This is a genomic window from Enterobacter sp. SA197 (genome assembly GCF_054131575.1).
Genome location: NZ_CP096393.1, coordinates 2,155,216 through 2,168,733 on the forward strand (window position 1 = coordinate 2,155,216; position 13,518 = coordinate 2,168,733).

Sequence of the window (13,518 nt, forward strand, 5' to 3'; positions counted from 1 at the left end):
ATTCCCTCCCCAGCAATTCTCTTTTCGCGATTCATTGACTGCTGTTTTTTGTGATTAATGTCATACTTTTGCCTTCTGTGACGGTGTCGCCCGACGACACGGCATTTCCGGAGCGTATAAAACATGAAAATTAATTATCCACTGCTTGCCCTGGCGATTGGCGCTTTCGGCATCGGTACGACGGAATTCTCCCCGATGGGACTTCTGCCCGTCATTGCCCGTGGTGTCGATGTGTCGATTCCAGCGGCAGGGATGCTGATAAGCGCCTATGCAATAGGGGTAATGGTGGGGGCGCCGCTAATGACGCTGCTGCTTTCGCATCGCGCGCGTCGTAATGCGTTAATCTTTCTGATGGCAATCTTCACGCTGGGCAATGTGTTATCCGCCATTGCGCCCGATTACACCACGTTGATGCTCTCGCGAATTATTACCAGCCTCAACCACGGCGCCTTTTTCGGGCTTGGGTCGGTGGTGGCGGCGAGCGTGGTGGCAAAGGAGAAGCAGGCCAGCGCGGTTGCCACCATGTTTATGGGACTGACCATTGCCAATATTGGCGGTGTCCCTGCGGCCACCTGGCTTGGTGAAACCATTGGCTGGCGTATGTCATTCCTCGCCACGGCGGGACTTGGCATTGTTGCCATGGTCAGTTTGTATTTCTCTTTGCCAAAAGGCACTGCCGGTGAGCGACCTGACGTGCGCAAAGAGCTGGCGGTTCTGATGCGCCCGCAGGTGGTATCGGCACTGCTTACGACCGTGCTTGGTGCGGGAGCAATGTTCACCCTCTATACCTACATCTCCCCGGTGCTTCACAGTATTGCTGGCGCCGGGCCCGCCTTCATTACCGCGATGCTGGTGCTGATTGGTATTGGCTTTTCGCTGGGCAACTATCTCGGCGGCAGGCTGGCTGACCGGTCGGTAACCGGTACGCTGAAAGGCTTCCTGATGCTGCTTATCGCCATTATGGTTGCCATTCCGTGGCTGGCACGCAGCGAAGTTGGTGCCGCTATCAGTATGGTCGTGTGGGGAGCGGCGACCTTTGCGATTGTGCCGCCGCTGCAAATGCGGGTGATGCGTGTCGCCCATGAGGCGCCGGGCCTTTCATCCTCGGTGAATATTGGTGCCTTCAATTTAGGTAACGCACTCGGTGCGGCCGCTGGCGGTGGGGTTATTTCAGCGGGCGCAGGTTATGCGTTTGTACCAGTGGCCGGCGCGGTGATTGCGGGTCTGGCCTTATTACTGGTGTGGTTATCAGGCAGGAATTCGCCGCGTCGCACCTGCGTTGCTGTGGAGTAATAAAAAAGCAGGCGGAGTGTCCGCCTGCTTTTTTTGTCATGGATGGAAAGACCTTTACCGCGCAGATGATGCGCTAGCGAATAGTCTTGGGTGTGACAACGCGGCGTGCGCCAACGTAATGGCGTTGCCAGTAATCCTCGCTGAGCGAGGTTATCTGGATGTCCTGACCGCTGCGTGGAGACTGGATGAACTTGCCGTTACCTACGTAAACACCAACATGATCGGCCGTACCACGGCCCTGGGTGCGGAAAAATACGAGGTCGCCACTTTCGAGTTCTGCAACGTTAACCGGTGAAGCATCGCGCAGGTGATACATTTCATTGGCAGTGCGAGGGATGCGGAACTTAACCAGATCTTTATAGGCGTAATAAACCAACCCGCTGCAATCAAATCCGGTCATCGGGGAGGTGCCGCCCCAGTGATAAGGCTTGCCAATCTGATTCATCAGTTTTGACATTGCTGTTTTCTGAACTTTCTGGACACGGACTTTATGTGCTTCTGAAAGGGTGAGAGGTTTACTGCCTTTGACTTTTACGCACTGCGCTTTGTGTCCTTTACGCTTCGTGCATTTTTCCGTCATAGCGACAACGGTGGCTGGAGCCTTGCTGGATTTACTATGGCGGGAAGTATTCTTGCTGGTCTTAGTGCTGACGTTCTTTTTGCCGGACGACGGTGTTTTCCTGGCTGTTGCTGATTTTTTGTTTTCGGCTTTTGCCGTTACCCTGGAAGTCGTGCCACTGCTTTTCTTTGTCGTCTTTTCTTTCGGGCTATTTTTCTTACGTTCGGATGCTTTCACCACGTGTGTTTTGTGTACAGCCGAGCCTCGGGTCTGCTCGGAAGCAGTGGCAAGCGGTGTAAACGTGAGCGTGGCGAACAACAAAGCACAGAGCGTGATTGAAGCTGTGTTAATTCGCGCCACTGAGCAATCCCCTGAAAAGTGCAGGCATGCAATCATGCTTGCGTGTGATTTAGAACCGCGTCGATTCTAATCTATAAAAAGCACAAAAGTTAATAGGGTTTTTGCATCTAAACTCTGTTTCGTTAGCAAGCGCAAAAAAAATCACCAGTTATGCTGCTATGTCGCTCAATTGTTAAACTGATGCAGCGCTAAAACAGGCGATAAATGCTCTTAACCCTGCATCTTTTACCATCAGACGATAAAATAATGACTGGTGAACAAAATGTTATTTTCTGTTGCTTGTCCGAACCGTTACAATGACAGTTATCTGCCGAGAAGTTGAAGGAAGCAAGACAATGAGCACTACCCTTGAAAAAATCCAGACCCAAATTGGTGAGAATCCCATTCTGTTGTACATGAAAGGTTCTCCGAAGCTGCCTAGCTGCGGTTTCTCCGCACAGGCTGTTCAGGCGCTTTCCGCCTGTGGTGAACGCTTTGCTTACGTGGATATCCTGCAGAATCCGGATATTCGTGCTGAACTGCCGAAATACGCTAACTGGCCGACATTCCCTCAGCTGTGGGTTGACGGTGAGCTGGTTGGTGGTTGCGACATCATCATCGAAATGTATCAACGCGGCGAGCTGCAGCAGTTGATCAAAGAAACGGCTGCGAAGTACAAATCTGAAGAGCCGGGCGCAGAGTAATTTCCGCGCACAAAAAAAAAGCGACCCGAGGGTCGCTTTTTTTATGCCGGTACGTCGACGGACGGAAGTGGCCAGCCGCCGAGTCGCTTCCAGCGATTCACTATTTCGCAAAAAAGCAGCGCGGTCTGTTCAGTGTCGTAGCGTGCCGAGTGGGCCTGAGCCGTATCAAAATCAAGACCGGCAGCACCACATGCCTTAGACAGTACGGTCTGTCCCAGTGCCAGCCCGCTGAGAGAGGCGGTATCAAAAGTCACAAAGGGGTGAAACGGGTTACGTTTAAGCGAGGCGCGCTCAGCGGCAGCCATCATAAAGCTATGATCAAAGGTAGCATTGTGCGCCACCATAATGGCACGGTTGCAGTGAGTCTCTTTTATCCCCTTACGCACCATTTTGAAAATGGCATGCAGCGCGTCGTACTCGCTTATCGCACCCCGCAATGGGTTGGCCGGGTCAATACCGTTAAAGGCCAGCGCTTCAGGCTGCAGATTGGCCCCTTCAAAAGGCTCAACGTGAAAGTGCAGGGTCTCGTCAGGCAGTAACCAACCTTCTGCATCCATTTTCAGGGTAATCGCCGCGACTTCCAGCAACGCATCCGTTCTGGCGTTAAACCCGGCGGTTTCAACATCGATAACTACAGGGTAAAAACCGCGAAAACGGTCGCACAGACCGGTGAGTTGAGCATTGTCGGACATCTGAGTCTCTTGGTGTGGAAAAATGGCAGCGCATTATGGCAAATTTTAGGAAGGGATGTAAAACAACGGGCGCCGTTGCGCCCGTTAAGATCAATGACCCAGACCGCGTCCGGTATCTTTGGCTTCGATCAGCTCTACCTTGTAGCCATCAGGATCTTCGATAAAGGCGATAACCGTGGTGCCACCTTTTACCGGTCCGGCTTCGCGGGTCACATTGCCGCCATTCTGACGAATACGCTCGCAGGCCTCGGCCGCATTATCGACCTCCAGCGCGATGTGACCATAGGCGGTACCCAGCTCATAGCTGTCGACGCCCCAGTTATAAGTCAGTTCCAGCACTGCGGTTTCCGATTCCGGGCCGTAACCCACAAAGGCCAGCGAGTATTTGTATTCCGGATTTTCACTGGTGCGCAGCAGGGACATGCCCATCACTTTGGTATAAAAATCAATGGAACGCTGCAGGTCGCTGACGCGAAGCATGGTATGGAGAAAGCGCATAATATCCTCTTTTGTGTAGGTGAATTCTCATTCGAAACAGAGTTTTAGTATAGCGGCGGATCCTCGCCGCTATCAATCGAGGGATTATAAAGAGGGGTAATCGGTATAACCTTCCGCGCCACCGCCATAAAAGGTTTCCGGGCGCTGCGGGTTAAGTTCAGCTTTATGTTTCAGTCGTTCAACCAGATCGGGGTTAGCGATATAGTCGCGTCCGAATGCCACGGCATCGATCAATCCTTTGCTAATCAGGTCCTCGGCTTTTTCCAGCGTATAGGCACCGGCACCGATAATGGGGCCCTTAAAACGCGCACGAACTTTCTCGCGGAAGGCGTCGCTGTAAGGCTGACCGCCAGCCCAGTCTGGCTCGGACATATGCAGATAGGCAATGCCGCGCTTACCTAACTCTTCAATCAGATAGAGCGCATCGGCTTCTTCATCAGGACCATTGTCCGTGTTCTGGAAGGTACCAATCGGCGAGACACGAATCCCGATACGATCGGCACTCCACGCTTTACTCACCGCATCCACTACTTCCAGCACCAGACGGGCACGATTTTCAACGCTGCCGCCATACTGATCGGTACGCTGGTTGGCCGACGGGGAGAGGAACTGGTGAAGCAGGTAGCCATGAGCAGAGTGCAGTTCGACGAGGTCGAAACCGGCTTCACGTGCATTAACGACGGCCTGACGGAAATCATCAACAATGCCTGGGATCTCGCGGGTCTCCAGCGCGCGTGGTACTGACGTCTCTTCGCGGGTCGGGTTGCCATTAGCATCGCGCAGAGAGGTACGAGTCCCTGCCGCGATGGCAGAAGGCGCAACGGGTGCCTGGCCACCAGGCTGAAGCGTGTGGTGGGAAATACGGCCAGTGTGCCAGAGCTGCACCGCGATACGGCCATTCTCAGCATGGACGCCGGCGGTGATTTTTTTCCATGCGGCGATCTGCTCCGGACTATGCAGACCAGGCGCACCCGCATACCCTTTCGCCTGGGCTGAAATCTGGGTCGCTTCGCTGATGATTAAGCCGGAGCTGGCGCGTTGACGATAGTATTCCGCCATGAGAGGAGTAGGAATATCGCCCGGCTCAATGCTGCGCAAGCGCGTCAGGGGCGCCATAAACACGCGGTTTGGCGTGGTAATAGCGCCAACTTTTAACGGGGTAAACACGTTACTGGACATATGTTCTCCTGAATAGACCGGTCGACTAGTAAAAGTTTAAATAAAAACGCCTGTCACACAGGCGCTGCAATAATGGTCTGCGCATGGTCCAGCGCGCTTTCCAGCGGCACTGCACTGCGCGAAATCTTGGCCTGTAAATTTGCGCCAAGCCACAGCGAATAGAGCACCTGCCCCTGGGTTTGCGCGTCGCCTGAAAACGCCAGGCATTTTTCCTCGCGCCCTTTCTCCAGTGCGCTTGCCAGCAGAGCGATAATCTGGCTTGCCCCTTTATCCATCGCCGAGCGCATGGTTTCGGAGAGATCGCACACCTCGGCGGACAGTTTTACAGTCAGGCAACCGCTGATAATGCCCTGCGAGCAGAACTGCACCAGCGTGTGACGATAATAGGCCAGAAGACGATCGCGATAATTCCCCTCACCGTGGGCAAAATGGTCTGCCAGTCGTTGATGGTAAGCCGCATAGTGACGTTCAAGCAACGCCACGCCAAACGCCTCTTTTGAGCGAAAATAGTGGTAGAAAGAGCCCTTAGGCACCTCCGCCGTTTTCAGTAATTCGCTCAACCCCATCCCGGTAAATCCCCGGTGCATACAAAGTTGCTCGCCGGTGGCAAGGAGGTGTTCGCGGGTATCATGTTCGCTGTTTCTGCTCATAGGAAGGCACTCTACTAGACCGATCGGTCTGGTGCAAGTAGCAATAGTTGCCCTTATGGCCTTGCAGGTTAGCAGCAGGGGGTCTTCAATAAGGGTAAGCGAGCAAAATGAGAGGTGAGTGGTGGCAGAGCAACTGGAGTTTTTCCCCGTTCAAAGCCCGTGCCGGGGAATATGCCAGTCGGACGAACGGGGATTTTGCCGTGGCTGTATGCGCAGCCGCGATGAGCGCTTTAACTGGCAAAGCATGAGTGACGCCCAAAAGCAGGAGGTTCTGCGGCTGTGTCGCCAACGTCTGCTGCGCAAATTGCGTGCGAACAAAACCCCACCTCCTGAAGATCCTGAGCAGCCTTCACTGTTTTAACCTCAGAAATGCGTATACTCAGCTGAAATTATTGTTGAGGAAGTGGTTATGGTTCAGCGAATTACCCTTGCACCCCAAGGTCCTACCTTCTCCCGTTTCGTGATGGGCTACTGGCGGTTGATGGACTGGAATATGTCAGCACGCCAGCTGGTGAGTTTTATTGAAGCGCATCTGGACACAGGCGTCACGACCGTCGATCATGCCGACATTTATGGCGGCTATCAGTGCGAAGCGGCCTTTGGCGAGGCGCTGAAACTCGCGCCACACCTGCGCAGCCGCATGGAGATTGTCACCAAATGCGGCATAGCAACGACCGCCCGTAAAGAAAATACCATCGGTCATTACATCACCGATCGTGACCACATTATTGCCAGCGCCGAGCAGTCCCTCACGCATCTGGCAACCGATAATCTGGATTTACTGCTTATTCATCGCCCGGATCCCCTGATGGATGCTGACGAGGTGGCGGAAGCGTTCCTTCATCTCCATCAGAGCGGCAAAGTGAGTCACTTCGGGGTATCAAACTTTACCCCGGCTCAGTTCGCGCTGTTGCAGTCACGGCTGCCGTTTACCCTGACCACTAATCAGGTAGAGATCTCGCCGGTGCATCAGCCACTGTTACTGGACGGCACCCTCGACCAGCTTCAACAATTACGTATTCGCCCTATGGCCTGGTCCTGCCTTGGCGGGGGCCGTTTGTTCAATGATGCACAATTCCAGCCGCTTCGGGATGAGCTGGCGCAGGTGGCGCAGGAGCTCAATGCAGGAAGCATTGAGCAGGTGGTGTACGCCTGGGTGATGCGCCTGCCGTCACAACCGCTGCCCATTATCGGCTCCGGCAAAATTGAACGTGTGCACGCCGCGCTGGTGGCAGAGAGCCTCAACATGACACGTCAGCAGTGGTTCCGCATTCGCAAAGCCGCGCTGGGTTATGATGTGCCTTAACTGCCGAACAGGCTAACGCTCCGGTGAATATTTTCTCTTGCGTTAAACTTACAGGGGAAAAGTGAAAACCGGAGGTTTTATGAAGCGTTTTAGTCTGGCAATGCTCACGCTGGTCGTTTGCGCAGGGGCGCAGGCGGCCAGTGAAAAAGTTGACATGCACCTTGTGACCGATAAGGGAACCGGCCAGTCCATCGGGACCGTCTCCATCGCTGAAACAGACAAAGGGCTGGAGTTCACGCCCGATCTTAACGGGCTTCCGCCTGGGGAACATGGCTTTCATGTTCATGCAAAGGGAAGCTGCGAGCCGGCCCTGAAGAATGGAAAGCCCTCTGCAGCTGAGGCGGCAGGCGGTCATCTGGATCCGGACGCTACCGGCAAACATGAGGGCCCGGAAGGTATGGGGCATCTCGGCGACCTGCCGGTACTCGTGGTGAATAACGACGGTAAAGCGACCGACGCCGTTGTTGCTCCGCGACTGAAAACACTCACCGAAGTGAAAGATAAAGCGCTGATGATCCACGTTGGCGGCGATAACATGTCCGACTCGCCAGAACCGCTGGGGGGAGGCGGTGAGCGTTACGCCTGCGGCGTCATCAGGTAGCCATACTCTCGATAGAACCCGCTGCCGGTGCCAGCTCCAGTTGTGAGAGAGAGCAGTGCAGTCGCCAGACGATGGCAGCGAGTTCATGGGCGGCAGGCTGAGGGTGCCGGGCAAGCGTATCGCATATCCGCTGCAGTTCAGCCAGCATAACGGTGAGTGGACGTTGCCGAACGCCTCGTTCACTCATCACATCGCGCAGCAGCCCCAGACAGCGATCGCGCACCTGGCGCAATGGATCCGATCGGGTCTCCCATTCCCTCAATTGCCAGACCACATGAGAGCAGTTAAGTAGCACCACGCCCCAGCGCAGCAGCCAGCGTCGGGCCTGAGCATCCTGGCTGTTACTCAGCAGACTGATATGGTGGTACACCACCGATTCGAACTCATGTTCATTACGCGATGGCATACGGCCAAGCTGATCGACAAACTCCCGACGCAGGGCACGGATTTGCCGACGGCTTTTACGTGCGTCTGACCCCGGTCGCAGTACGGCAAATGCCAGCCAGGACAGGGCCACGCCGAGAATTTTCGCCAGGTCATCATTAAGGAAATCTGCAAGATCATAGACCGGCGGGTTGGTCACCGAGATAAAAGATCCCATGAACACGATCAGTTGTCCCCACAGGCCGGCCTGACCGGGCATCTGCAATTTTAAAAGTTGCATGGTTGCCAGCAGAGGAAACAGGAAAAGCAGAAAGACCGCCAGTTCACTGATTTGCACCATCAGACCAAACTTCACTATAAAGCTGAACAGCGTCAGTAACATCAGCGTTCGCAATAACAGCGTTAACGAGCGGAAGGGGGCCGGTGAGACAGAATAGAGTACGCAGCTGATGGCGGCTAAGGTTAGTGCAGCCGACCCGGACTCCCACTGGCTGGTAATGGTCCACGCCCCCACCAGGCTCAGGGCACAGAAGCTTCGTAGTCCGCTCCACAGCGCTTCGATGTCGTCGGTATAACGGGTGAGACTGGCGCGGTGAGGTAAAACGTATTCCGTCACCGGCGTGGCATTCTCCACGCGCGCCAGCCAGCGGCTACTGTTAAGGTAAAGGCGACAGAAATAGCGTAATCGCTGCCAGAATGCCTGGTGTCGGTAGTCGTTATCGTCCGTCGGGGCAAGCGGGGCAATAAGGCGTGCTACGGTATAGTAATCCGTGCGGGGCTTTGCCAGTTCGGCAACCAGCGACGCGATAACCGCACTGGTGTTTGACGGGGCATCAGGCCAGTTGACCCGCAGCCTTCGCAGGCTGGAGATGACGCTGGTCAGGCGTAACTGCTGATGGAGTAAATAGTTGAGTAAGGCATTCTGACGACGAAAACGGTAGTGGCTCCAGAAAGCCTGAATGCGCAGGAGGTTCATTGTCAGGATCTGACCAATAACGCTTTCATGTGCGCTCCGAATGGCATCCGAGGCGTCCGGTTGCCATAGCAAACTCGCATGTTCCAGCAGGCGCACATGCATTTTCTTCAACGCAGACAGCAGCGTGGTGCCATCGGACGTGCTGGGCAGGATCATCATCATCATGCCACCACATAAAATCCCCAGCATGACTTCACAGACGCGCGCCTGGGCGATATCCCAGAGTTCCGTTGGATCGATAATGTTGATGACCGGGAAAGCGATAATTGCGGCCGTGTAACCAGCAAGCTGAAAAGCATAGGCCACATTGTTACTGAACTGCGCACATGCCCAGGTACACAGACCAGTCCATCCGGCCATCGCAAAAAGGAACAGCCAGGGGTCGTTGAGCGTGTGCCCGGCAATGAGCAGCGCCGCACAGGCCCCCAGCAGGCTGCCCGCAACGCGTCCGAGACTTTTACTGATGACGCCGCCGACGGTTGGAAAACTTACCACTGCCGCAGAGGTCATTGCCCAGTAGGGTTCATCAAGGTTGAGGTAGTAAGCAATCGCCAGTGCAAGGCACATAGCCACACTGTTGCGTATGGCATACCGCCACTGACCAGCGCTGGCGGTGGCCCAGGGGAAGGGGACAGGCCCTTTCACAATTAATGGCCCACTGACACGGTGCAGGTGGTGCCGGATATTAACGTGACCCCCGACGGAACAGCATCAAAATGAATGCGCACCGGGACACGTTGTGCGAGGCGAACCCACGGTACATTAGGTTTGATATCCGGCAGCAGGCCACTGTCGGTCTCAACGCTCTGATCGTAGATGGCTCGGCCAATACTGGAAACGTGACCCTGTAACGTAACGTTGCCGCTGTATAATACAATGCTTGCCGCATCTCCTTCATGAATATGCCGAAGCTTCGTCTCTTCAAAATAGCCCACCACGTAAAAAGAATGGCTGTCCACCAGGGCAAATACGGGCTGGCCGGCAGTGGCATAATTACCAGTGCGGGTCGAGAGGTTGGCAACCCAGCCATCAACGGGGGCTTTCACCGTGGTTTGCTCCCGTTGCCACTGGGCCTGCTCCAGCTGCGCCTGGGCTACCGCAACGCTTGCCTGCATCGCTTTGACATTGATATTGGCGGTATCCAGATCTTCAGCAGAAATATAGCCTTGTGAGAGATGACGGCGGCGATTGGCTTCGTTACTGGCTTTAGAAAGGTCCGCCTGTGCGCGTGCAAGCTGAGCCCGTGCATTTAATATTGCAATGTCGTAAGGCGTCTCATCGATGCGGAATAAGACCTCACCCGCGCTGACAAACTGATTATCTTTGACATACAGCGCCTTGATACTCCCTGACACCTGGGGCGTGATACTGACCTGTTCAGCACGCACTTTTCCATCCCGCGTCCAGGGCGACTGCATATAAAAAGTCCATAACCACCACCCGGCAATAACAGCAACCGCCAGGACCAGCAACGTTGAGAAATACTTAAAAGATTTCAGATGCATAATCAAAACGCCATTAACAGAGCAAGCGACAGGCCGATGGCAATCACAAACAGGGAAAGGTCCATGAGAATGGGGTGCCAGATATCCCCTGCATACATCCAGTCACGCAGGAGTCGGTGAACGACCAGCCAGAGTAAAAAACCCAGCGCGACGGCTTTGAAGAGGGGAGGGAAGTAAAGCGATGCCCCAAAGATCACGTCTTGTAAAGGAAGCGCAGGGGTATGAAGGGGTAACGTCACGAGTTTCATCCTTATAACGCGCCGCAGAGTCGTTTTCAAAGCATAGATTCATTGCGCGAATGAGAAAAGGGAGCGGTACCGGTGCGGACGGCGCAATGCATTTGTTTTAGAAATATAAATGCTGCACACTAGTCTAAAATCAGTATAATAACTTAGCAAGCTAATTATAAGGAGATGAAATTGGAATCGCCATTAGGTTCTGATCTGGCACGCTTAGTGCGCATCTGGCGTGCATTAATTGACCATCGCCTGAAACCTCTGGAATTGACGCAAACGCATTGGGTAACGCTGCATAACATTCATCAGCTGCCTCCCGATCAGTCGCAAATTCAACTGGCAAAAGCGATCGGCATTGAGCAGCCTTCGCTGGTGCGCACTTTGGACCAACTGGAAGAGAAAGGTCTCATCTCTCGCCAGACGTGTGCCAACGATCGCCGTGCAAAACGGATCAAATTGACAGCAAAAGCCGATCCCATCATTGAAGAGATGGAAACGGTCATCAAGCAAACCCGTGGGGAGATTCTGTCAGGGATCTCTGCGCAGGAGCTGGAACTGTTGATTGCTCTGATTTCGCGGCTGGAACAAAATATCATTGAACTGCAGTCGAAAGACTAAATAACAAAAAGCCTTGTGGATACAAGGCTTTTTTTATGCATGAGGCAGTGTCCGTTAATGGTCGAAACGCGCCTGTTAACGCGGAGAGACGGTAACCTGACGGCCATTGGTTGCCAGTGCAACGCGCTGGCCAGCGGCGAAGCGAGAATTGCCCTGTTTCTGCACGACCATGATGCTGCTGCCATCATCTTTACGAATTTCGAGTTCTACACCCTGGGATTTATTCATCGCTCCCTGCACACCCTGACCAGCCACACCGCCTGCGACAGCGCCTGCTGCTGTGGCGAGTGAACGCCCGGTACCGCCACCCACGGTGTTACCCAGGAAACCACCCAGTACAGCACCACCCAACGCACCAATCACATTGCTATCATCGCCGCCCTGAATCTGTACCGGACGAACATTGACAATGGTACCGTAAGTGACATTTTGCACCTGTTTGGCTTCTGAGGCGGTGTAAACGTCACCGGAAAGGGAGTTGTCGTTAACACAGCCAGCCAGAGTAAAACCAACCAGCGTAACTGCCAGTGCACGTAACATCATTTATGAATCTCCTGTTCACCAAAACGCGCTCGGATGAGCATCCGTCATGAGTAAATTATATGGCATCTCGTCATTCATGGTCATGTCTTCTGCCAAAACATGGCAAAAATATTACCTGTAGCGGATTTAACCATCTTTAAACGAGCCGATTATAGGTCAGAGTGAGCCATTTGCATCGGGACAACCCCTAAGTCGATTGTTAAAAAGTATTTGTAATCGATAGTCATGCGCATCGTTTTATGTTGGAGTGATATCCCTCAGTTTCGCAACGAAGGAAAGCGTATGAAATCGGGTCGCTACATTGGCGTGATGTCGGGGACGAGTCTGGATGGCGTAGACGTCGTGTTAGCCGCCATTGATGACAGAATGGTTGCGCAGCAGGCCAGCTTAACGTGGCCAATGCCTGTTTCGCTAAAGGAGGCGATTCTGAGCGTATGTCAGGGGCAACCTGTCACGCTGTCGCAGCTTGGTCGTCTGGACAGCCAACTGGGCAAACTTTTTGCCGACGCGGTGCAGGCGTTACTCTCGCAGGAACGCCTCCTGGCCAAAGATATCGTGGCGATAGGCTGTCATGGGCAGACGGTCTGGCATGAACCTGTTGGCGACGAACCGCATACGCTGCAAATCGGTGACAATAACCAGATAGCTGCCCGCACCGGCATTACCGTCGTCGGGGATTTTCGCCGTCGGGACATCGCGCTCGGTGGGCAGGGCGCCCCCCTGGTTCCCGCGTTTCACCATGCGCTGCTCGCGCACCCAACCGAGCGCCGGATGGTGTTAAATATTGGCGGTATTGCCAATGTCTCGGTCCTTTTTCCCGACTCGCCGGTAAAAGGGCATGACACCGGGCCTGGCAATATGTTGATGGATGCCTGGATCTGGCGGCAGCTTGGTAAACCCTATGATAAAGACGGGCAGTGGGCGAGCGGGGGCAAAGTGATTCTTCCCCTCCTGCAGCGCATGCTGAGCGATCCCTATTTTGCTGCGGCCGCGCCGAAAAGCACGGGTCGGGAGTATTTCAACTACAGCTGGCTTGAGCGGCAGCTTGCGGGCTTCCCGGCGCAGGCACCACAGGATGTGGAAAGAACGCTGGTTGAGCTGACAGCGGTGACGATCTCCGAACAGGTGCTGCTCGCTGGTGGCTGCGATCGATTGTTGGTTTGCGGCGGCGGCAGTCGTAATCCGTTGGTCATGGCGCGGTTATCATCGCTCCTCCCAGGCACTGAAGTGACCACCACCGATGAGGCGGGGATCAGTGGGGATGATATGGAAGCACTGGCCTTTGCATGGCTTGCCTGGCGTACGCTGGCAGGTTTGCCGGGAAATCTTCCCTCCGTTACCGGTGCCGCTTACCCTACGGTTCTTGGGGCCATTTATCCGGCTAATCCACGCCAGAATCAGAGTTAACTGACTTTCTCGCCGCCAGCGTACCGTT

The 13,518-nt window shown here is 54.3% G+C and carries 16 protein-coding genes; 7 read left to right on the top strand and 9 right to left on the bottom strand.

Annotated features, from left to right (window positions below):
• Window positions 1–123: 123 nt before the first annotated feature.
• Window positions 124–1,293: an MFS transporter gene (locus M1D91_RS09970; protein ID WP_437430437.1), complete on the top strand. Its 1,170-nt coding sequence runs from the start codon at window positions 124–126 to the stop codon at window positions 1,291–1,293.
• A 73-nt stretch (window positions 1,294–1,366) separates the two neighbouring features.
• Here M1D91_RS09970 and M1D91_RS09975 read toward each other — a convergent pair whose 3' ends face one another.
• Window positions 1,367–2,212: a C40 family peptidase gene (locus tag M1D91_RS09975; protein WP_437430438.1), complete on the bottom strand. Its 846-nt coding sequence runs from the start codon at window positions 2,210–2,212 to the stop codon at window positions 1,367–1,369.
• A 335-nt stretch (window positions 2,213–2,547) separates the two neighbouring features.
• Here M1D91_RS09975 and grxD point away from each other — a divergent pair, with 335 nt between their 5' ends.
• Window positions 2,548–2,895 carry a monothiol glutaredoxin 4 gene (gene grxD, locus M1D91_RS09980; protein ID WP_437430439.1) on the top strand — a complete coding sequence of 116 codons (348 nt, stop codon included), beginning with the start codon at window positions 2,548–2,550 and terminating at the stop codon, window positions 2,893–2,895.
• Between the two features lie 41 nt (window positions 2,896–2,936).
• Here grxD and rnt read toward each other — a convergent pair whose 3' ends face one another.
• From rnt to M1D91_RS10000, 4 genes are all read right to left on the bottom strand, one after another.
• On the bottom strand, window positions 2,937–3,587 hold the full coding sequence (rnt, locus tag M1D91_RS09985) for a ribonuclease T (RefSeq protein ID WP_437430440.1): 651 nt from the start codon (window positions 3,585–3,587) through the stop codon (window positions 2,937–2,939).
• Window positions 3,588–3,677: 90 nt separating this feature from the next.
• Entirely contained in the window at window positions 3,678–4,085 is a 408-nt protein-coding gene (gene gloA, locus M1D91_RS09990) for a lactoylglutathione lyase (RefSeq protein ID WP_437430441.1), read from the bottom strand.
• Between the two features lie 84 nt (window positions 4,086–4,169).
• Entirely contained in the window at window positions 4,170–5,264 is a 1,095-nt protein-coding gene (locus M1D91_RS09995) for an alkene reductase (RefSeq protein WP_437430442.1), read from the bottom strand.
• Between the two features lie 53 nt (window positions 5,265–5,317).
• The gene (locus tag M1D91_RS10000) at window positions 5,318–5,914 is read right to left on the bottom strand and encodes a TetR/AcrR family transcriptional regulator (protein ID WP_437430443.1); all 597 of its coding nucleotides are present in this window, start codon (window positions 5,912–5,914) and stop codon (window positions 5,318–5,320) included.
• Window positions 5,915–6,032: 118 nt separating this feature from the next.
• Here M1D91_RS10000 and M1D91_RS10005 point away from each other — a divergent pair, with 118 nt between their 5' ends.
• From M1D91_RS10005 to sodC, 3 genes are all read left to right on the top strand, one after another.
• Window positions 6,033–6,275, top strand: a complete 243-nt coding sequence (locus M1D91_RS10005; protein WP_437430444.1) for a DUF1289 domain-containing protein — start codon at window positions 6,033–6,035, stop codon at window positions 6,273–6,275.
• Between the two features lie 48 nt (window positions 6,276–6,323).
• Window positions 6,324–7,220, top strand: coding sequence for an aldo/keto reductase (locus tag M1D91_RS10010; protein ID WP_437430445.1), 897 nt, complete (start codon window positions 6,324–6,326; stop codon window positions 7,218–7,220).
• A gap of 79 nt (window positions 7,221–7,299) precedes the next feature.
• Window positions 7,300–7,821 (top strand): superoxide dismutase [Cu-Zn] SodC, encoded by a 522-nt coding sequence (gene sodC, locus M1D91_RS10015; RefSeq protein WP_437430446.1) that lies wholly within the window; start codon window positions 7,300–7,302, stop codon window positions 7,819–7,821.
• On the opposite strand, the gene M1D91_RS10020 is transcribed toward sodC, so the two are convergent.
• Genes M1D91_RS10020 through M1D91_RS10030 form a run of 3 tightly spaced genes read right to left on the bottom strand, consistent with a single transcriptional unit; the run spans window position 7,814 to window position 10,925 of the window.
• A complete protein-coding gene (locus M1D91_RS10020; protein WP_437430447.1) occupies window positions 7,814–9,826 on the bottom strand; it encodes an FUSC family protein in 2,013 nt (670 codons plus the stop codon). The two genes, sodC and M1D91_RS10020, sit on opposite strands and share 8 nt — an antisense overlap.
• A gap of 2 nt (window positions 9,827–9,828) precedes the next feature.
• Entirely contained in the window at window positions 9,829–10,686 is an 858-nt protein-coding gene (locus M1D91_RS10025) for an efflux RND transporter periplasmic adaptor subunit (protein ID WP_437430448.1), read from the bottom strand.
• Window positions 10,687–10,688: 2 nt separating this feature from the next.
• Entirely contained in the window at window positions 10,689–10,925 is a 237-nt protein-coding gene (locus M1D91_RS10030) for a DUF1656 domain-containing protein (RefSeq protein ID WP_437430449.1), read from the bottom strand.
• A 174-nt stretch (window positions 10,926–11,099) separates the two neighbouring features.
• On the opposite strand from M1D91_RS10030, the gene slyA reads away from it, so the two are divergent.
• A complete protein-coding gene (gene slyA / locus M1D91_RS10035; protein WP_437430450.1) occupies window positions 11,100–11,540 on the top strand; it encodes a transcriptional regulator SlyA in 441 nt (146 codons plus the stop codon).
• Window positions 11,541–11,615: 75 nt separating this feature from the next.
• Here slyA and slyB read toward each other — a convergent pair whose 3' ends face one another.
• On the bottom strand, window positions 11,616–12,083 hold the full coding sequence (gene slyB, locus M1D91_RS10040; protein ID WP_437430451.1) for an outer membrane lipoprotein SlyB: 468 nt from the start codon (window positions 12,081–12,083) through the stop codon (window positions 11,616–11,618).
• 282 nt (window positions 12,084–12,365) lie between these two features.
• Between slyB and anmK the strand changes: the two genes are divergently transcribed.
• Window positions 12,366–13,490, top strand: a complete 1,125-nt coding sequence (gene anmK / locus M1D91_RS10045) for an anhydro-N-acetylmuramic acid kinase (RefSeq protein ID WP_437430452.1) — start codon at window positions 12,366–12,368, stop codon at window positions 13,488–13,490.
• Window positions 13,491–13,518: the final 28 nt, after the last annotated feature.

Coding starts and splice junctions, on each gene's coding strand:
- M1D91_RS10000 (WP_437430443.1), bottom strand. CDS start 5,914: ATGAGCAGAAACAGCGAACATGATACCCGCGAACACCTCCTTGCCACC.
- anmK (WP_437430452.1), top strand. CDS start 12,366: ATGAAATCGGGTCGCTACATTGGCGTGATGTCGGGGACGAGTCTGGAT.
- M1D91_RS09995 (WP_437430442.1), bottom strand. CDS start 5,264: ATGTCCAGTAACGTGTTTACCCCGTTAAAAGTTGGCGCTATTACCACG.
- sodC (WP_437430446.1), top strand. CDS start 7,300: ATGAAGCGTTTTAGTCTGGCAATGCTCACGCTGGTCGTTTGCGCAGGG.
- slyA (WP_437430450.1), top strand. CDS start 11,100: ATGAAATTGGAATCGCCATTAGGTTCTGATCTGGCACGCTTAGTGCGC.
- gloA (WP_437430441.1), bottom strand. CDS start 4,085: ATGCGCTTTCTCCATACCATGCTTCGCGTCAGCGACCTGCAGCGTTCC.
- rnt (WP_437430440.1), bottom strand. CDS start 3,587: ATGTCCGACAATGCTCAACTCACCGGTCTGTGCGACCGTTTTCGCGGT.
- slyB (WP_437430451.1), bottom strand. CDS start 12,083: ATGATGTTACGTGCACTGGCAGTTACGCTGGTTGGTTTTACTCTGGCT.
- grxD (WP_437430439.1), top strand. CDS start 2,548: ATGAGCACTACCCTTGAAAAAATCCAGACCCAAATTGGTGAGAATCCC.
- M1D91_RS09970 (WP_437430437.1), top strand. CDS start 124: ATGAAAATTAATTATCCACTGCTTGCCCTGGCGATTGGCGCTTTCGGC.
- M1D91_RS10025 (WP_437430448.1), bottom strand. CDS start 10,686: ATGCATCTGAAATCTTTTAAGTATTTCTCAACGTTGCTGGTCCTGGCG.
- M1D91_RS10010 (WP_437430445.1), top strand. CDS start 6,324: ATGGTTCAGCGAATTACCCTTGCACCCCAAGGTCCTACCTTCTCCCGT.